This window comes from Gimesia alba (assembly GCF_007744675.1).
Lineage (GTDB): Bacteria > Planctomycetota > Planctomycetia > Planctomycetales > Planctomycetaceae > Gimesia > Gimesia alba.
The window spans coordinates 364,080-383,105 of record NZ_CP036269.1; the positions used below are offsets into that span (position 1 = coordinate 364,080).

Consider the following 19,026-nt stretch of genomic DNA (forward strand, 5'->3'; position numbering starts at 1 on the left):
AGTCAGAGTTGATGTGAGCCCGGAAAGTGGTAAGAGATTGACTGGTATTCAGATAGCAGAAGTGTATCCTTGGAGGTCAGGAGTATTTTCAAAGGATTTCCATCTATAAGGTCTGACTCATGTCTTCCCGGCCCTCTCATTATCTGATCATTGCAGCCGTGGTTCTGTTTCTGGGTTCGTTGGCACTGTTTTTAACCGTGAAGGCGCCACCTCGACAACAGAATGGTCCCAATGCGCTGGAGCCGATTTCCTACGAAAAGGCGGAAGAACTGCTGCGATTTAAAAATGAAGGTATCGCCTACCTCGAAAACGAACGTTATGCCGACAGCGATGCCTTGCTGGAGCGTTTGACAGAAGAGTTGCCCACACAACAAATCGGCTTTCGCGATCTCACCATCTGTCGTTTGCTTCAATTAACGCCGGAAAAAGTATCCGCTCAACCGGAAAGGCAGGCGTTGGCGAAGCAGGCCCTTGAGACGGTGAAACAGTTGATTCAGATGGCCCCTGCTTCTGCCATCAGCTACGTTTTATCTGCCCGCATTCATGTCGCACTCGGCGAAACAGCGCAGGCTTTGAAAGAATTCCAACGTGCGATCGAACAGGATCCCCAGGACGCCGCAATCTGGTTTGAGTTGTCACAGACACAAAAACAGAGTACTGATCCGACGCTGCAAGCGGCATCCAAAGAATCACTGGCAAAGGCCTGGGAACGGCAGCCGGAGAATCTGTTTCTCTCACTTGATTATCTGCAGGTCGTAACCGATCAGAAATCGGCGCAGGCGACTCCCGTCTTTGAAAAAATCAAACAGTTGGCGGCGCCATTGGTAGACAGCGTTAAAGATCATACACGGCTCGATTTGAACAAACTGATCGACGATTCACTCACGGCTCTCAAAGAGCAGCAATGGAACGTCGTACTCCGCAATGCACGAATTTTGAGAAATGTGTTGATTGCAGAAGATCTGGTGAAAAGTGATCGCCGTCAGGTCGAACAGAATCCACTCGAATTTGTGATCCACGATTTTCCACCCGCGTTCTATGAAGCCGTCGAGTGGCCCGCGCAGCAAAAACCTCTTTCCGTGAAGTTTGCAGATCCCAGTTTACTGCAATTTGCTGACGGGCCGCCTTCCGAAATCAAAGATCTGCAGATTGCCGACTTCGACCTGGATGGTAAGCCTGATTTAATTCTTCTCACAACAAAGCAGATCTCTGTATATCAACAGAATGCCGACGGGGCCTGGGGGTTGATCACACAGCAGGAGAGTGGCGGCGATTATTCTAAAGTTCACGCAGTCGATCTCGATGCAGATGTGCAACAAATGAATCAGTCTGCGACGAACGAGAAAAAGGAACAGAAAGTCTTTCCGATTTCCCCCTCCCGCGATGCCGATCTCGATCTGGTGCTCGTTGGAAAATCGGGTGTTAAGGTCTTTGAAAATCGGGGAGACGCTAAAACCGGACAGCGATCACTGGTTCTGAAAGCCCAGAAAACAACATTAGAGACACTCGCCGCTGTTCTAGCGATCAATTTTTCAGATCTGGATCATGACGGAGACCTCGACCTGGTGGCTTCGACTGACGCCGGTCTGTCGCTCTGGTCGAATCGGGGTGATTTTTCGTTTCAGGATATCAGTGCCAATTCTCAATTACCGCCATCAGATTTAGAGACAACTTCGATTGTTCGCGTCGACTGGGATCGCGACGTCGATCTTGATCTGATCTTATGCAGTCGCAAGTCCAGGCAGGCCGGCTATCTGGAAAACCTGCGCCACGGCCGCTTTCGCTGGCGCCCCTTTTCCAAAGTCGAATCGGATGACGGTCCCACGGCCAATAAGTTCGAAGAATGCGTTCTGACCGACTTTGACCGCAATGGCTCCTGGGATTTGGTTGGAGTACGGCACAAAGATCTCATGCTGGCGAAAACTAATCATCCTGAACCGGGCAGCGTGCAGGTTGCCTCTGTGCAGCCCATTCGAGGAACAGAGCCTGTCGATGTGCAGGGGAATGTTTTGCAAGCCGGGGATTTGAATAACGATGGCGTTTTAGATGTGGTGGCATTGAATTCGCTTCAGCTGCAGTTATTACTGGGAACAGCAGAACGCAAAACCGAGCAGACCGCGTATGTGAAAGATCAGGTCATCACCAACTCAAAACCGATTCAAAAATTTCGACTGTCTGATCTGAATCAGGATGGCAGTCTCGATGTGATTGCGCTCGCGGGCAACGAACTGATTCAATGGCAGAATAAGGGAAATGATAATCATTGGATCGATGTCTCACTCCGGGCCGAACAGGTCAAAGGCGAAGTTAAGTCGGCCAGCGGTCGCGTCAATCATTATGGGATTGGCAGTCTGTTGGAATTACGTAGCGGCGCCATTTATCAACCCCAGATCGTTGCCGGACAATCGACGCACTTCGGACTCGGGAAACAAACAGTCGCTGAAGCGATTCGTGTCTTATGGACCAACGGCATTCCCGTGAACATCATCAACGCCAAGACCGATCAGCGAATCTATGAAAAACAGACGCTGATGGGTTCTTGTCCTTATCTTTATACCTGGGACGGCGAACAGTTTTCGTTCTACACCGATTTACTCTGGGCGGCGCCGATTGGCCTGCAGTTTGGAAAGGGAATCGTCGCTCCCTGTCGTGACTGGGAATTTCTTAAAATCGACGGAAACCGCTTGAAAGCCAAAGATGGTTTCTATGAGCTGAGGATTACTGAAGAGCTTTGGGAGGCCGGCTACTTCGATATGGTCGAATTGATTGCCATCGATCATCCAGCGGAAGTGGAAATCTATTCCAATGAAAAGGTAGGACCTGCTGATATCGCCGAGGTAGATACGCATACCGTTCAGCATCCGCAGACGCCCGTTTCTGCCATCAATCACAAAGGCCGCGATGTGCTACCTGAAATCAAAGAGGCCGACGACGTTTATGCGAAAACGTTCGATGAAAAATATCGACAGGGATTGACCGAGGATCACGCTTTGGAACTGGACTTGAACAGTGCGGCTGTCAAGAACGCGAAAACGCCGCCCCGAATCAAACTGTTTCTGACCGGCTGGATTTATCCGACGGACACAGGCATTAATCTGGCGTTATCGGAAAATCCGTCGATGCCCTCGCCGCGACCTCCGTCGTTGTCGGTGCCTTATGCAAAGGGAAAATGGAAAACGATCCAGCCCTTCATGGGATTCCCCGGCGGGAAGACAAAAACGATCGTTGTCGATTTGACCGATCAGTTTCTGACCGACGATTATCGTGTGCGCATTGAAACGAATATGGAATTCTATTGGGATCAGGTCTTTTTCACGGTGGATGAAACAGCGGCGGAACTTACGATGAGAGGGCTACCGCTGGAATCTGCGACTTTACACTATCGCGGGTTTTCTACGCCCATCATTCATCGCGGGAATGGCCCGGAACGCTATGACTATCAGAGCCGGTCCACCAGTATTCAATGGCCGCCCATGCAGGGGGGATTCACCCGCTATGGAGATGTGAAGCCTTTAGTGGAATCCGCCGACAATCGGCTGGTGATCATGGGATCGGGGGATGAGATGCGACTCCGTTTTTCCGTGCCTGCAGGGCCGGTGAAACCGGGCTGGAAACGTGACTTTTTTCTGCATAACGTCGGTTGGGATAAAGACGCCAACCTGCATACCATTCTGGGACAGTCGGTCGAGCCGCTGCCATTTCGGGAGATGCAGAGCTATCCCTATCCGACACAGGGGTATCCGGATGAGTCGGTGCTACAGCAGGATCGAGAACAGTATCACACACGTAAACAGGACAGGGCCCGCTTCTGGAATCATCTGCTGAAACCTTGAGCGGCATTTCATGAGTGCAATTGCCCGACACTTTCGATAAAATGCGGTCAGGCCTTTCATTATTATTTCTAGACCAGGTACTCCACACAATGCAGTTTTTCATTCGTAGCGTTTCCGTGATTCTGCTGTTTCTTTCTCTCTGCACGACAAACATCGTTCAGGCAGCAGAGATGTTATACCCTCTGTCTGTCGCCTCCGCCGACAAAGGCCCCCTGTATGTGGCCGATCTGAAGCTACCGGGAATTTGGAGCGTAGAGGATGGGAAAGCCACCAGTTATTTCACCGGTTCCAAAGTATTTCGTACGCCTTTGAACGCCGTTCGTTGTGTGACACTCGACTCGCAAGGTCGCGTACTCGCCGGCGATTCTTCAACCCGTGATGTCTATCGATTTGAAAAAGCGGGAGACAAGCCGACGCCCTTAACGAAAGGGGGGATCGGGATTCCCATGGATATCGTTGTCACCAAAAATGGCGATCTGTTGGTTTCCGATCTGGAACTGCATCGAATCTGGAAAGTACCCGCTGCCGGCGGCAAGCCAACTTTGTTTGCCGAAGTCAGTGCACCTCGCGGTCTGGCTCTGGATCAGGCAGAGAATCTTTGGGTCGTTTCAGGGACCGCAGATCAACTGCTGAAAGTGACTTCCGATGGAAAAGTGACCGTTGTCGTGAAAGGGCGTCCCTTCAATTTTCCCCACGATGTCGTGGTCCTCGACGATGGTACGGCAGTCGTCAGTGACGGCTATGAGAAAGCGCTCTGGAAAGTCCCTCCCGACGGGAAAACAGAAAAATGGGTCTCCGGCGAACCATTCATCAATCCGGTCGGCATCACACTCTCAGGAAAGAATATTCTAGTCGCCGATCCGCATGCGAAAACCATTTTCTCGGTTGATCCCGAAAAAAAGATCAGCGATTTGCTGAAGTCCCAGAAATAATCCAGTTCGTTCCTGGCAAACCATTCTTTCGTGTGGTTTTGTGAATTTCGTGGTAGCAAAAAAAAGTCAGTTGTCAGGCCCCTCGTTCCACCAGATCGAAAACCATTCGGCAGGCGCTGTCTGATCGATCTCTCGTGGCTCAAAATTTCCGACGGCCAGATCCAGGTCGCCATCAGCGTCAAAATCGCCTGCTTCAATGACCGCATGTTGTCCCTTCGAATAATCGAGCGGATGCGGAATGAACTCTCCCGGTTTTTGTTGCTCGTACCAGACGACCGTATTCCGCGGCTTCTGATAATCCCAGGTCATCGTACAGACTGCGAGATCGGTGTCTCCGTCGCCGTCGAAGTCGCCGTGCGTGGCACAATAGGCGCCCGTTAAGGGGGCGATCCGGTGGTGTTGAAAGGGGAATGTGCCCCTGTTTTCCAGCCATTGCAGCGAATGACTGGGGCGAAGGTCAAAGCTATCCATTGTATCGCCGTTGGTATACAGCAAATCGAGGTCGCCATCCTGGTCAATGTCTACCAGCGAAATGCTGGAGGAACCATAGGCGGGATCGGAGGCCTGAAACACGGTCTCTTTTTTAAACCGACCGTCACCTTGGTTCAAAAACGCGACGATGATTTCATGTTCCTGTGAGAACAGTGTGACAAAATCGAGCAGACCATCGTGATTGAAATCAGTAATCAGCACATGGCTTGCGCCATGCCGATCGTCGAGTACTTGTTTTTCGAACTTGAGATCTGTCTTGGAGGGAGAGACGTTTTTCAGATAGAGCAGGCGGCCCGTTTTTTGCCAGCCAAATTCTGCGACAATGAGATCGAGATCGCCGTCCCCGTCGAAGTCGGCAGCTTTGGCATCAGCGACCCGCCCCAGTCCTTCCTGTAGTTGTTTTGGGATATATTTCTGTGTTTCTTCATCGAACCTCAGCAGAGTGACTTTCCCCCGGTCATGATCCTCGGGACCGAAACTACCCAGATCAGCGATGAGATATTCGTCGTGCAGATCCTGATTCAGGTCGACACGTTCAATGTGTGCCGGGTGGTTCCGTTTTGCCAGCGATTGAAAAGCAGGTTTACCTGCTGTAAACAGAGTGCGTCCGATCTCACCCGATCCCAGGTCAGTGATCAATAATTCTCCGGTTCCTTTTTTGTCGGGAAGCCAGTTCAAATCAGAAACGCCGGGAAGTTGATCGGCTACCGGATTTGGAATTTTCTGTCTTCGAAACGTGACCGGGCCGGGCAGGGGGTTCGCGGTCTGTTGAGGAAGCACATGCTTTTCAGGTGCCTGTGATTCGAAGTATTGAATCACTTCAGGCATCGGTGGCACACGGAGCTGCTTGTGCTGCGACTGTTCATAGTGGGCATACTCACGCGGAATCTGCATCCGCCACGATGCTTTCGTGAGAACACCCGGATCAGGACAGAGGTGACAGTTGCCGCAAAAATTTTGAATCTCGGCGTGAAATTCCTCAAAGCGTGCGTCCGAGGAGAGTGCTGTATTTGGTTGAGACGGTGCTTCCTGTTTCTCGCACGACAAAGGCACAGCGAGAAACAGGAAGCAGCAGAGACGAACCCACATTACTTGGACTGTTGCTCAAGGATCGGCTTGAGTACTTTCTCGAAGGCATCCGCCTGTCGGAAGAAACCAAGGTCAGTCGGATGCGAACTATCGACCGTGCCCTCAGTATCGTCGCCCAGTAACCCATCGCCTTCCAGATAATACAGGTTTTTGACGCCCTCTTTTTTGAGACGTTCATACGCTTCGCGGAGTGCCTGACGACTGGTACGGTGTCGTTCCTGGCTGCTCTTTTTGAGATACGCGTTCGAATAGGTGCGGTCTTCCACCAGCAGGATTGGTGTTTCCGGATGGGCGGCCCGTAGCGTTTTGACCAGTGGCTCGGTCTCTCTGGCAACCACATCGGCTGTCACGTTCGGCAGGCAATCCATAATGAATACGCTCGCATCCAGTTCGGCAATCAGTTTGGCGACCTCCGGTTCCATACGGCCATTGCCGGAAAAACCCAGGTTGATCACCGGGCGATTCAGCCGGCGTCCCAGAATTGCAGTGTGTACCATACCAGTGCGAGAGGCACAACCACCTTGCGTGATCGATGTTCCCCAGAAGACCAGCGGCTTATCCTTGCCCGCTTCGCGCGGCGGGGCTTTCCAGAGTTGACTGGATTCGGGGATTCCAATTTCCACCGATGTGACACCATTATAGAGTGGAAGATACAAAAAGTATTCCCGTTTGCCGGGAATCAAGCCGGAGATCAATGTCGTGTTATTACTCTGCTTGGAGGGTCTGCCGACAGCCAGCCAGCGCCATGCTCCAGACTCCGTTTTCACGTACAGATCCAGCCCGCTCACGCCGGTCGCCGCCATATGGTTCATTGCCAGCGAGGGAGAGGTTAGTTTCCACTTGGCTTTGATTGTGGTGGCGTCGGTCACAAAGCGAACGGCGATGCCGGCCGAGTGTTTCGAGAGTGACCAGACAGGCGGGCGAACCACGCCTTTGGCTTTCGCAGGCAGGCGATCAAAAAAGGCCTCTGTCTCAGTCCAGCCTTTCCCTTCCACACCGAGGTTTTTGATATCAAACCAGTCTGTTTTGTCTTTTGTATTAACAGAGGAGGGAGTGAGTGGTTGATCTGCTGCCGTCGCAGAATGAAGTTGAGATCCACAAAACAGAAGTGCCGCGATGGTCGGCAATAGCAGGCGTTGTTTGAAATTCATGTTGATTCCTGTAGTCAACTCGGAAGTAATGATAAAAGGAGAGTTCCTTTCATCTTAACCACAGCAATTATGAAAAAGAAAGTAGCCTGTGTGGAATGACGGCAAAGTTTTTCAAGTTGAATCGGTCAAAAATCCATCTTGTTCAACTGCGCAATGAAACTGGAAAGATCCCGACCCTGATCCAGTATCTGCTGCTGCTGTTTTTCATCTTTCAGATTACCGGCTTCATTGAATGCTTCATGGGCACTGGAGATGGCCGTCTGAGCCGGGAGCATGATACAACCCAGGCCACCCAGAATGGCTCTTAAATGAACGAGCCCTCGTAGGCCTCCCAAGCCACCAGGTGAGGCGCTCATGATGGAAACCACCTTGCCACGAAAGGCGGGCAGGGAACCGGGGGGATCACCTTCATCAGCGCGGGTGGCCCAGTCAATCGAATTTTTCAGTACCGCCGATAGCGATCCATTGTATTCAGGAGAGGCAATCAGAATTCCGTCACAGCCTACCAGCAGTTTTTTGAATTTGCGGGCGTGTTCGTTTTTACCTTCCTTCGCTTCCAGGTCTTCATCAAACAACGGCATGGGATAATCGCGCAGGTCAATCACGGTCACGTCGGCCCCTGCTTCTTGGGCTCCTCCAGCGGCAATTGCGACGAGACGCTTATTGTATGAATTCTCTCGGGTGCTTCCTGCAAAAGCGATAACACGCGGTTGATAACTCATCGTTCTGATCCCTTTCCGTGTTAGCAGAATCCTCAAAACAGAGAGGTGATTTGTTTGCCTGTCACATTGTTGTAGATTTGAAGTTATTTTTGAAAGGTGAGATCGGGATATTTCCCATAGTTTTAGGAATTGGTTCCATTTTCATTCAGCAGGGCATGAATGAAATTCGATTCTCTCTCAATTAGTTCGAGTTCAACAAAAAAAGAGTTGATCTGAGGTCAGATCAACTCTTTTCGTTTTTATTTAATTGAACGCGTGATGCAAATGAATCAGAATTCGCCAAGGACCTCACCGTTGGCACGTGTTCCCAATGCCCGCCAGATCTCTAGCGAGATATTCTCGCTAATCGTTCGCACCGATCCATCGACCAGAACCGCGTTGACGACTCCGATATGATGACTCCGCGAGGTGATGATGGCATATGTCGGCGAACCGGCACTTCCATTTTTCCCTTCCTGCCACGAGTTAAAGTCGGCGTCGTATTCTGTACCGCCATTCGTGTAAGGCACATAAGTGTTGGGGTTCATCGTCACGGTGAATCCGGTGTGATGGACGCGCCCGTCAGGCCATTCCGTGTGCCCTGTATTGGTTTTGAAGTCGGCCCCGGAGGCAACGATCGTAGCAGCAGCTGATGCCGTTCCCGGGATGGTAGTACTGGAAGGGCCTCCGTTTCGGGTATAAGGCTGCCAGCCTTTGACTTCAGACGCCAGTAGCGTATTGCTTGTACCGTCGGTAAACGCCGCCATCGTCAAACTGGCATTGGGGTAAAAAGCACCATTACCGCCCGAACCATTGGTGGGGCTGAACACAAACCAGGTTCCGTAGTTGAATCCATAATTGGTTGGGTAGAGTTTGACCTTGCCGCCTCCCGGATCACGAACACGATCACTGTTCGGATCGCTGGGGCAGGCATAAACGGGGATTTTTAATCCATCGATGGCGGTCTGAAAATCCCAGGCGATCGAGAGATCAACATTGTTATACAGATTGCCTTGTTCCAGTAACGGCAAGATGCGGCCATGCACGCCCCACGAGCCATTGTTCCCGGTAGCAGAAACGGAGAGATCCACACTCGCGCCGGGAGGCAGGTAGCGGTAACTGCTGGCGTAGTTATGCACGGCCAGTCCCAGTTGTTTCAGATGATTTTTACATTGGGTTCTGCGGGCCGCTTCACGTGCCTGCTGCACTGCCGGTAGCAGTAAGGCGATCAAAATCGCAATGATGGCGATCACCACCAGTAATTCAATGAGGGTAAATCCACGTTTGTTACGCATCTCAGTTGTTCCTGTAGAGGTCTCTTTCTCGTTTGTAATCAAATAATCTATCTCAAAATAAGTGCAAAATATGTACCAAAGTCCTTGTTTTCAAGGGGCTTCCGTCAAATACTGAGCCGTTGGTTCGGTTTATAACGAGTTAGAATTCGTTGACCGAATCGAAACGACGCAATTGATGACAGATGTGTCAGGAAAACAGACAGCGGCGCTGAAATACACGACAGGTCAGTTGTTCGGATTGTGCCAAAACAGGTCCTGTTGATCAGCTCCACAAGAGAATTCTGGCTGTTCTGACAGGTTCATCGTATTTTCTTCTCCCCGTTTGTCATAAAATAAGGAGCATCAGGGAAGAAACTGTGGCGAATCGGCATGCGGAAGAAGCACACTGGTTCAGAGTTTGCAGGAGGCACATCACAGAATTCGTAAACAGTTTTCGTTTCAGTAAAAGAAGGCACTCCGATTAATGCGCTGGCCGTTGAGGTACCAGATTCTGATTCCGATGGTCGGCATTATGGTTTGCGCGATTGTCAGCGTGACGTTATTGCATGCTTATCTTTCGACCAACCAGATTAAATTGCAGATTCGGGATCAGTTCCGTCAAATCGCGCATACATTGAACGAAGCTACCTTTCCGCTCACCGCAGCGGTCTTAAATCAAACCAAGGGTTTATCCGGAGCCGATTTTGTACTCGTAGGGCAGCAGGGCGACGTGCTGTCTTCGACCCGTTCTGATTTTATTCCATCCCCCGTCTCACAGGCTCCCCCCGAATGGAATGAGTTGCAAATTTCCGATGTAATCCAAACTGGCGATGCGTCGTTTTTTCATTCAGTCGTGCAGATCCAGCCCCGTGGTCGTACTCAGGGGTTACGGTATTTACATATTTATTATCCGGTCAAGGAATACCGGGAAGCACTCTCGAATGCCATTTATCCCTCTCTCCTGGCAGGCAGCATTGCTCTGGTAGTTGTTGCTTTTCTGGCGACAGTGATCGCCGCGCGTGTCACGCGTCCTTTGCAGCGACTGGATCGCAAAGTCGCACAGATCGCGCATGGGGACTTTCAACCCATGATTCTGCCAGGCCGTGATGATGAAATTCGGGATTTGAGTATTTCCATCAACCAGATGGCAGAACTGTTAGGTGACTACGAAGACGAAGTCAAACGTAGCGAACGATTGAAAACACTGGGGCAACTGCGAGGGGCCATTGCGCACCAGTTGCGGAATGCTGTTACCGGATGCCGGATCGCATTGGATTTGCATCTCCGCAAATGCCCTGTTGAGCAACAGGATGAAACTTTGCAGGTTGCCAATCGTCAGCTGTGTATGATCGAGCAGTATCTACAAAGCTTTCTGGAGAATAAGGGGGGGCACTTTTCCAGTTTCGAACAAGTTAATATGAGTGAAATGGTATCCAAAGTCATCAGTCTGGTTACGCCAACAGCCAGACACTTTGGGATTGAAATCAAAGATACGTCGGTTGCAGAAGAAATTATGATTCAGGGAGACGCGGAATCGCTCGAACAACTGATTTCCAACCTCTTACTCAATGCCATTGAAGCAGCGGTTCCTGTAGAGCCAGAAGAGGGATCAGAGTCAACTGATCGCGGGCAGATCAGTATCCGGCTGTTTCAAAGCAGCCCAGAGTCTGTTACTTTGGAAGTACAGGATACAGGCCCGGGTCCGGAGCCTTCCATCGTGAATAAAATGTTTGAACCCCTGGTCACAGCCAAAAAAGATGGCACCGGTCTGGGTTTGTTTGTCGCCAGAGAAATCGTGCAGAATCATGCCGGTGAGATCCGCTGGGAACGGCGGGATCAGACAACATGCTTCATCGTCGAGTTGCCTCTGGTAAATGTGGAGAAAGAGTGTGTCGAAACTATTAATTGTTGATGATGAAGAATCCATCTGCTGGGGCCTCAGCCAACTCGGCGAGAGCCACGGCCATCAGGTGATCATGGCTTCGACCGCAGAACAGGCTTTAAGCCTGGCTGAAGAGAATCGCCCCGATGTCGTGGTGATGGATGTTCGCCTGCCTGGGATGGATGGTTTAACCGCCATGCAGGGGCTCTATGATCGAATTGGCCCGGTCCCCGTGATTGTGATCACCGCCTACGGCGATTTGCAGACTGCAGTTGAGGCAGTGCGCAAAGGAGCCTTCGATTATATTGTAAAGCCCTTCGACCTGAATCAGATGGAACAGGTACTAGATAAAGCCATCACTGAGTCACAGCGCGAAGAACACACGCCCGGCGAGACCCGCCAGGTAGAAGGTCTTGTCGGTTCGACGCCGGAGATGCAAGATGTGTTCAAGTCGATTGCGCTGGTTGCCGGCTCAGAAGCGAGTGTGCTGTTGTCGGGAGAAAGTGGTACGGGAAAAGAGCTGGCGGCGCAGGCCATTCATCGATTTAGCGATCGTGCTTCCGGCCCGTTTGTAGCGGTGAATATTGCCTCGCTCAGTGAAAATCTGGCAGAAAGCGAACTGTTCGGCCACGCACAAGGTGCTTTTACCGGCGCCGAATCGGCGCGGGTTGGGTTCCTCGAACAGGCCGATCAGGGAACGTTGTTTCTGGATGAAGTCGCTGACATTCCGCTTTCGATTCAGATCAAACTCTTAAGGGCACTTGAAGAGGGTGAAGTCCTGCCGGTCGGTTCGAATCAGCGCGTCAAAACCAGTTTTCGGGTCATTGCCGCCACACATCGCAATCTGGAATCATTGATCAAACAAGGGAAATTTCGCCACGATCTCTATTTTCGATTGTGTACGTTTCAAATCGAGATTCCTCCTTTGAGAAATCGCGTCGCAGATATTCGTGTGCTCGCCGAATTTTTTCTGGAACGGTTTGTCGATCGCCAGACAGGCATGCAGCACCGTTTAACTCCAGAAACGATTGCGGAACTCGAACGACGTCCCTGGTATGGGAATGTACGTGAGTTGCGGAATGCAATTGAGCATGCAGCGCTCCGCGCACGTGGCGGGACGATTCTCCCCGAGGATTTACCACCTCCCGTTTCCAAATCGTTTCTGGGAATGGATGAGACGGAGGCAGGCTCTGACGCGCAAATTGCATCGTTGCTCAAGCAGTGGGCCGAGCAGCAACTGACTGATCCGGAACAGGCGGCGGATATTTATGAGAAACTGCTGGCTTTGGTCGAACCGCCCGTGATGGAAGTCGCTTTAGAAAAATTTCATGGGCAATGTGCACCGGCCGCTCGTTGTCTGGGCTTGCATCGGACCACACTAAGTAAGAAACTGAAGCAATACGGAATTGAAAACAGCTGATCTTTTCTACTGAGGTATTTCAACATGAGGTTTATGTCGCGCTCTATTCTAATATTGACGCTTATGTTGCTGACTCTTGAGAGTTCATTGACGTTTGCTGCCGAAAAAAATAACTCAAAGCCGTTGAACTTTGTGTTCATTCTGGTGGATGATCTCGGTTATATGGATGTGGGTTGTAATAATCCGGACACATTTTACGAAACACCACACATCAATCAGCTGGCGAAAACCGGCATGCGGTTTACCAATGGTTATGCCGCCAATCCGGTTTGCAGCCCCACACGTTACAGCATCATGACCGGAAAATATCCGACCCGCGTAGATGCCACCAACTTCTTTTCCGGGAAACGTGCCGGTAAATATTTGCCCGCACCGCTCAACGACAAGATGCCTTTAAGTGAAGTCACCATCGCAGAAGCACTCAAGGAACATGGCTACTCTACGTTTTTCGCCGGGAAGTGGCATCTGGGACCGACCGAAGAGTTCTGGCCTGAAAACCAGGGCTTTGATATCAACCGGGCAGGCTGGCATCGAGGCGGCCCTTATGGTGGGAAAAAATATTTCTCCCCATATGGAAATCCGCGTTTAACCGACGGACCCGATGGAGAGCACCTGCCCGATCGGTTGGCTACGGAAACCGCGAAGTTCATCGACGCACATCGCGAGCAACCCTTCTTTGCGTATCTTGCCTTTTATTCGGTGCACACTCCGTTGATGGGGCCCAAGCCTCTGGTTGCCAAATATCAGGCGAAAGCAAAGCGGCTGGGCTTAACCGGACAGGAAGAATTTGCTGACGAAGAGCAGGTATTTCCCGTCAAAGAAAAACGGCGCGTCAGAATTCTGCAGAACCATGCCGTTTATGCGGCGATGGTGGAATCCATGGACCGGGCTGTCGGTAAAGTGCTGAAACAACTGGAAGCATCGGGTGTGGCAGACAATACCGTGGTCATGCTGACTGCTGATAATGGGGGCTTGAGTACGTCGGAAGGTTCGCCGACCTCGAACCTGCCTTTGAGAGGGGGCAAGGGTTGGCTCTATGAAGGAGGTATTCGCGAAGTCTTTCTGGTTCGTTGGCCGGGCGGTACAAAGCCAGGGAGTACCTGTGATGAACCCGTCATCACGACCGATTTTTATCCCACGATCCTGGATCTGGCCGGTCTGCCTGCGAAGCCCGAACAGCACCTGGACGGCGTCAGCCTTAAACCTTTACTAACAGGCCAGCCCCAGTTGAAGCGTGATACTTTGTACTGGCATTATCCGCATTACTCTAATCAGGGGGGCATCCCCGGTGGGGCGATCCGCAAGGGAGACTGGAAACTGATTGAGCGCTTCGAAGACGGTCGTGTGCAGCTCTATAACCTGAAACAGGACATCGGGGAACGGACAGATCTGGCATCCAAAGAAACACAGCGCGTCGCTGACATGCGCCAACAACTGCATCGCTGGTACCAGGAAACGGATGCCAAGTTTTTAAGTGCGAAGCCGAATGGCCCACAACCCTGGCAACCTGGGAAATGATGGGTGAATTGAACAAATCCAAAAGCATCTGTTGGCTTAACAAGGGGGAATAACTTCACATAGAATTCAAAATTGATGCTGCGCACAGGGAAATATATGCTCGTCGGTCCTTTCATTTTCTGTTGATCTGTTATAATTCAATGTATCACTTAGTTTTGTGATCTAACATCATTTTCGAAAAATCACTTTGAAACTGCATTTCTCCAATCAAACTCTATCAATGATTGAGACATCGTATGGCACAGTCTACCTTGCCGGAACAGAGCGAAAAATACGCCCAAAAACTGAGCCTGTTAAGAAGTAATCTCAGCAGCGTGATCCGAGGGAAGTCAGAGAGCATCGATATGATGATCGTGGCTCTGCTTTCGAATGGGTCCGTGTTAATGGAAGATGTGCCGGGAACGGGGAAAACGACACTGGCCAAGGCACTCGCCCGTTCTTTGGATGTTCCTTTCAATCGTGTCCAGTTTACGCCCGATCTGCTGCCGACTGATATTCTGGGGTCTTCGATCTATAATCCCGTGGATGGCACATTTCATTTTCGGGAAGGTCCCATCTTTTGTAATATTTTATTGGCTGATGAAATTAACCGCGCGTCGCCTCGGACGCAGTCAGCGCTCTTGGAAGCGATGAGTGAATCGCAGGCCACCATTGAAGGAGTTCGTTACTTACTTCCTTCCCCGTTCTTTGTTCTGGCGACGCAGAATCCGGTCGACTTTCATGGCACCTATCCCTTGCCGGAAGCGCAATTGGACCGTTTTCTGATTCATCTGCAACTGGGCTACCCTGATGCAGAGCATGAGATCGAAATCTTGTTTGCGCAATCGACCGAGCATCCTGTGGACCATTTGGAACGGGTGCTGAACCATGAAGAGGTTGTGCAGATGCAGGATCAGGTGAAAACCGTGCATGTCGAACAGAGTGTGGCGCGCTACATGATCGATCTGGTCAATGCGACGCGGAACGATCCTCGTCTGAAACTGGGCGTTAGCCCCCGCGGTTCTCTGATGCTGTTCCGTGCGGCGCAGGCGATCGCATTTTTAAAAGGCAGGAACTATGTATTGCCAGATGATGTGCAGCACATGGCCGATTATGTCTTAGCGCACCGTTTAATTTTAACCTCGAAAGCAAAATACAGCAGTATCACTAAAATGGATGTGGTGTCTGATATTGTTCAAAAAGTGAAAGTACCCAACTAACCCGCATACGGACTGCGGTTTGATAGGATGCGCTCGGTAGAGCGACGAATGCGAAAGTGTGAGTTCTCGTTTCAACTCAGTAATCAAGAAGTGTTGAATCAGTAATGCATGTCTCGGAATACGACCCTTATTCACCGACGATTCGAAAAAAAGATTCGTTTACGAATCGCCTGTTGTTAGTACGCATGCACAAGCACTACTGGTACTACCGGGTGACGTATCCGGGCAAAATTCTGTTGTTCGCATTTTTTCTATCCGGTATCGGTACGGTTTCCGTCTCTGTTCCCATCTATAATTTGTTCAGCGTGCTGATGGCGTTGATTTTGATTGACGGAATCGTGTCCTGGGTTTTTCGACCTCGCTGTGATCTACGAGGAGATTTTCCGGCCCAGACAACAGCCGGACAGCCGGCGATTGGACATTTTACCGTGACGAACAAGGGCTGGTTGCCAATCTATGATATGGCGGTCTCCTTTCGCTGGCTGGAAAAACCGCTCTCGCAAACCGACCGGGATGATACTCTGGAATATCTGCCGCGCGGGGAATCCGTCGATGTAACGGTAACGATCGATGCACCACAAAGAGGCTTTTACGCGCTACCCAAACTGGGCGTGCATACATTATTCCCCTTTCATCTCAATCGTTCCGGCAGTGCTGCCCTGCCGGGGAAATCACTGCTCGTGCTGCCCGCCTTTCATCAACTGACGAGTGTCGATTTACCGGTCGGTAGTAAATTTCAGCCGGGGGGTATCGCGTTAACTTCCAATGTGGGAGAATCCCCCGAGTATGTCGGGAACCGGGAATACGTCCCCGGCGAACCAGCGCGCCGACTCGATTTTCGCTCTTGGGCGCGGTTGGGGAAACCGGTCGTGCGCGAGTATCAGGAAGAATATTATTGCCGCATTGCCCTGATCCTTGATACTTACATGCCTGCCGATGCGTGGCTGGTTCGTAAGCTGAAGAGTCTTCGTCAGCGATATCTGTCAAAATCAGACAGCGCCCATTCCATGAATGTACTGGAAGCAGGAATCAGTCTGACAGCTTCCATTGCGGATGCTCTGTCCCGCGGAGAGTATCTGATCGATCTGTTCGCTGCCGGTCCGGAATTATATGTATTTCGTGCGGGACGCCATACAGCGCACTTTGATAATGTGCTGGAAATTTTGTCTTGCGTTGATCGTTGCCCCGATGATCCCTTTGAAACGATCGGTCCGGCGGTTTTTGAGGAACTGTCCAATGTCTCGACGGCAGTCTGCATTTTTCTGGACTGGGATGAGCAGCGCGAAAAAATGGCACGGGCCGTACTGGATTCAGGTTCCAGCCTGAAAACGATCATCATTCATGAGGGAGAAACAACAAAACCTTACAATTCCGATGAGTTCGGTCAGGCATATCATTTCACGCCCGATGAAATCGCCAACGGGAAGGTGGAATCGATATGAATGCGCAGCGGACAATCGCGTTCACGATGCTCAGCCTGGAAGCTGCCATCTTTGGTATCTTGTCGGAAACGCTGTTTTTCTCTGCCAGTATCGTGATTCTGGCAGCATTATCGTACTTTCCCATTTTGCGATTTCCATTTTCGCGTCGTCAGGTCTTTTGGACGACCAGCCTGCTGGCCATATCGTTTATGGTTAAATATATGCTCTCGCAGCATGAGTTCACCCTGGACCAAATGGCAATTCGAACGCCCTTAGCTTATGCGGCTGCACAGTTTGTCATGACCGTCCAACTCCGCCAGTTGTTTGATCATCACTTTGTTCCTTTTTTGCCCTATTCCTTTCCATTATTCGGCGTCGTTGTTTTTATTTTGACGGGGGATATCCTGATTCACAGCTCGCGAGGTTTGTATTATCAGGTGCTGGTTTTCAGTTACGTGCTGTTAACGGGAGTCTTTTGCCAACTGGGCCATGCGGTTCGTAAGCAAAAGAAAAAACAGAACAAGAAATGGTCTGTCTATATCATACGTGCGAACGTCTTTGCTGTGGTCTGGCTATTAGGCTGGTTGACGGCGACGGGCTTAGATCGTTACGAACGTGAGCTGGACCAGCTTTACTATCGCCTGATAGAGCCGCGCACTTCAGCAATTACCTCGCGCGCCGGTTTTTCCTCCATCTCAAAACTGGGCAGTTTAGCGAAACAGTTTGATTCCGGAGCCGAGCAAGTCCGCTTACGCGTCAAATCGACAGATGAACCGGGCTATTTACGCGGTCGTGCTTTTGTGCAGTTCTTTAACTCGGAATGGCATTCTGAGGTCGGGAATCACAACGCGCCGATCATCGCCGTCCCACCAGCGGGGGTCAATACCGACATCCTGCAAGAGGGAACCTGGTTCCAGATGGGGCAGGCGAATTCTTCCAGCTGGATCGAATTTCAAATCTGGACTGACGTGCCCGGACATATTTTTGCCCCCTTAAATACACCACTGGTCAATGCTGTCGCAGACAGTATGCAGTTCGACAGTCAGGATGTACTGACATCACGGTCACTGGAACGTGGTTATCCTTATTTGCTTTTTTTCCCACGCAATCAACTCCCCCATCGGCCGGAGTCAGCACCGGCTCTAAAACGACTTTTACAACTTCCGTACGACATTTCTCCTGAAATCAAAGAACTGGCAGACCAGATCTTTGCCGGCTGTAAAACGTCTGCTGAGAAAATCGAACGCATTCAAACGTATTTTCCCAACAATTATCAATATGAATTGGGAATCTCAATTCCACGCGGCAAAGATCCACTGACTTATTTTTTACTGGAAAAGCCGAACGCGCATTGTGAATATTTTGCTTCAGGTACAGCTCTGTTATTAAGACTGGCAGGAGTTCCCTGTCGCTATGTCACAGGTTACGTCGTCCGCGAAAGAAATCACTATGATCAATTCTGGATTGCCCGCAACAGGCACGCACATGCCTGGGTCGAAGCCTGGGATGAGCAGCAAGGTTGGGTCACGGTTGAATCCACGCCCCCAGCCGGTCAGCCCGATTATTATGCACCCGGCTCTGCCAGACAGTATTGGGAATCCTTTATTGGTCAGTTTTCACGCCTGAAAATAGCCCTGCAGCAAGGGCAATGGATTCTGGCACTTTCAGAAGCACAACTTCCACTGGCACTACTGGTCTGTGGCGTTGCTCTCTGGTTTGGTTTTCGCTGGGGCATTCGCATTATTCGAAAACGGCTTCGGGCACGGGCCGCGTTTCGGGAAGAGCCTCTTCGGATTCAAGAATTACATTTACTGCTGGCACAGATGGATCGTCTGATGGGAAAACATCAGTTGGTTCGCAAGCCAGGTGAGACGTTGATGCAATTTTCGCGGCGTATTCACGATCAGAATTTTTCTGAATGGTATGCCGCTTATGCCAGCACTCGCTTCATGCCGGAAAGTGCGGCTGCACAGGAACTTATTGTTCAGTTGAAACAGCAGTTACAGCAGTTTCGCAATCGAAAATCACTCGCCTGATGCTTCTAGCGGCAGATTTTGCAGGTCAAAATGGTCTTGGCAGCCAGCCCTGGTCTGGCTAGAATCCGACCCTCATCT

General features: G+C 50.8%; 12 protein-coding genes. 8 read left to right on the forward strand and 4 right to left on the reverse strand.

What is annotated here, in order from left to right; genetic code table 11:
- Positions 1-119: 119 nt before the first annotated feature.
- Together Pan241w_RS01410 and Pan241w_RS01415 are read left to right on the forward strand one after the other, a co-directional pair.
- Positions 120-3,833 (forward strand): FG-GAP-like repeat-containing protein, encoded by a 3,714-nt coding sequence (locus Pan241w_RS01410; RefSeq protein ID WP_145209857.1) that lies wholly within the window; start codon positions 120-122, stop codon positions 3,831-3,833.
- A gap of 89 nt (positions 3,834-3,922) precedes the next feature.
- Positions 3,923-4,765 (forward strand): NHL repeat-containing protein, encoded by an 843-nt coding sequence (locus tag Pan241w_RS01415; protein WP_145209860.1) that lies wholly within the window; start codon positions 3,923-3,925, stop codon positions 4,763-4,765.
- A 66-nt stretch (positions 4,766-4,831) separates the two neighbouring features.
- Here Pan241w_RS01415 and Pan241w_RS01420 read toward each other — a convergent pair whose 3' ends face one another.
- From Pan241w_RS01420 to Pan241w_RS01435, 4 genes are all read right to left on the reverse strand, one after another.
- Positions 4,832-6,346 carry an FG-GAP-like repeat-containing protein gene (locus Pan241w_RS01420; protein WP_145209863.1) on the reverse strand — a complete coding sequence of 505 codons (1,515 nt, stop codon included), beginning with the start codon at positions 6,344-6,346 and terminating at the stop codon, positions 4,832-4,834.
- Positions 6,346-7,497 carry an SGNH/GDSL hydrolase family protein gene (locus Pan241w_RS01425; RefSeq protein WP_145209866.1) on the reverse strand — a complete coding sequence of 384 codons (1,152 nt, stop codon included), beginning with the start codon at positions 7,495-7,497 and terminating at the stop codon, positions 6,346-6,348. Before Pan241w_RS01425 ends, Pan241w_RS01420 begins: the two co-directional genes overlap by 1 nt.
- 125 nt (positions 7,498-7,622) lie before the next feature.
- Positions 7,623-8,219, reverse strand: coding sequence for an NADPH-dependent FMN reductase (locus tag Pan241w_RS01430; RefSeq protein WP_145209868.1), 597 nt, complete (start codon positions 8,217-8,219; stop codon positions 7,623-7,625).
- A 269-nt stretch (positions 8,220-8,488) separates the two neighbouring features.
- The gene (locus Pan241w_RS01435) at positions 8,489-9,493 is read right to left on the reverse strand and encodes a DUF1559 domain-containing protein (protein WP_145209871.1); all 1,005 of its coding nucleotides are present in this window, start codon (positions 9,491-9,493) and stop codon (positions 8,489-8,491) included.
- Between the two features lie 463 nt (positions 9,494-9,956).
- Here Pan241w_RS01435 and Pan241w_RS01440 point away from each other — a divergent pair, with 463 nt between their 5' ends.
- From Pan241w_RS01440 to Pan241w_RS01465, 6 genes are all read left to right on the forward strand, one after another.
- Complete coding sequence (locus tag Pan241w_RS01440) at positions 9,957-11,384, forward strand: sensor histidine kinase (RefSeq protein ID WP_145209874.1); 1,428 nt, start codon at positions 9,957-9,959, stop codon at positions 11,382-11,384.
- Entirely contained in the window at positions 11,362-12,774 is a 1,413-nt protein-coding gene (locus tag Pan241w_RS01445) for a sigma-54-dependent transcriptional regulator (protein ID WP_145209877.1), read from the forward strand. The genes Pan241w_RS01440 and Pan241w_RS01445 overlap by 23 nt, the downstream gene beginning before the upstream one ends.
- 63 nt (positions 12,775-12,837) lie before the next feature.
- The gene (locus tag Pan241w_RS01450; protein ID WP_232107324.1) at positions 12,838-14,292 is read left to right on the forward strand and encodes a sulfatase; all 1,455 of its coding nucleotides are present in this window, start codon (positions 12,838-12,840) and stop codon (positions 14,290-14,292) included.
- 236 nt (positions 14,293-14,528) lie between these two features.
- Positions 14,529-15,491 carry an AAA family ATPase gene (locus tag Pan241w_RS01455; protein WP_198000257.1) on the forward strand — a complete coding sequence of 321 codons (963 nt, stop codon included), beginning with the start codon at positions 14,529-14,531 and terminating at the stop codon, positions 15,489-15,491.
- A gap of 104 nt (positions 15,492-15,595) precedes the next feature.
- Positions 15,596-16,933 carry a DUF58 domain-containing protein gene (locus Pan241w_RS01460; protein ID WP_145209883.1) on the forward strand — a complete coding sequence of 446 codons (1,338 nt, stop codon included), beginning with the start codon at positions 15,596-15,598 and terminating at the stop codon, positions 16,931-16,933.
- Positions 16,930-18,948 carry a transglutaminase-like domain-containing protein gene (locus tag Pan241w_RS01465; RefSeq protein ID WP_145209885.1) on the forward strand — a complete coding sequence of 673 codons (2,019 nt, stop codon included), beginning with the start codon at positions 16,930-16,932 and terminating at the stop codon, positions 18,946-18,948. The genes Pan241w_RS01460 and Pan241w_RS01465 overlap by 4 nt, the downstream gene beginning before the upstream one ends.
- Positions 18,949-19,026: the final 78 nt, after the last annotated feature.

What these genes read in the sequence shown, in the direction of transcription:
- Pan241w_RS01420 (WP_145209863.1), bottom strand. Translation starts at nt 6,346, where the DNA reads ATGTGGGTTCGTCTCTGCTGCTTCCTGTTTCTCGCTGTGCCTTTGTCG.
- Pan241w_RS01410 (WP_145209857.1), top strand. Translation starts at nt 120, where the DNA reads ATGTCTTCCCGGCCCTCTCATTATCTGATCATTGCAGCCGTGGTTCTG.
- Pan241w_RS01430 (WP_145209868.1), bottom strand. Translation starts at nt 8,219, where the DNA reads ATGAGTTATCAACCGCGTGTTATCGCTTTTGCAGGAAGCACCCGAGAG.
- Pan241w_RS01435 (WP_145209871.1), bottom strand. Translation starts at nt 9,493, where the DNA reads ATGCGTAACAAACGTGGATTTACCCTCATTGAATTACTGGTGGTGATC.
- Pan241w_RS01455 (WP_198000257.1), top strand. Translation starts at nt 14,529, where the DNA reads ATGGCACAGTCTACCTTGCCGGAACAGAGCGAAAAATACGCCCAAAAA.
- Pan241w_RS01450 (WP_232107324.1), top strand. Translation starts at nt 12,838, where the DNA reads ATGTTGCTGACTCTTGAGAGTTCATTGACGTTTGCTGCCGAAAAAAAT.
- Pan241w_RS01465 (WP_145209885.1), top strand. Translation starts at nt 16,930, where the DNA reads ATGAATGCGCAGCGGACAATCGCGTTCACGATGCTCAGCCTGGAAGCT.
- Pan241w_RS01415 (WP_145209860.1), top strand. Translation starts at nt 3,923, where the DNA reads ATGCAGTTTTTCATTCGTAGCGTTTCCGTGATTCTGCTGTTTCTTTCT.
- Pan241w_RS01460 (WP_145209883.1), top strand. Translation starts at nt 15,596, where the DNA reads ATGCATGTCTCGGAATACGACCCTTATTCACCGACGATTCGAAAAAAA.
- Pan241w_RS01425 (WP_145209866.1), bottom strand. Translation starts at nt 7,497, where the DNA reads ATGAATTTCAAACAACGCCTGCTATTGCCGACCATCGCGGCACTTCTG.
- Pan241w_RS01440 (WP_145209874.1), top strand. Translation starts at nt 9,957, where the DNA reads ATGCGCTGGCCGTTGAGGTACCAGATTCTGATTCCGATGGTCGGCATT.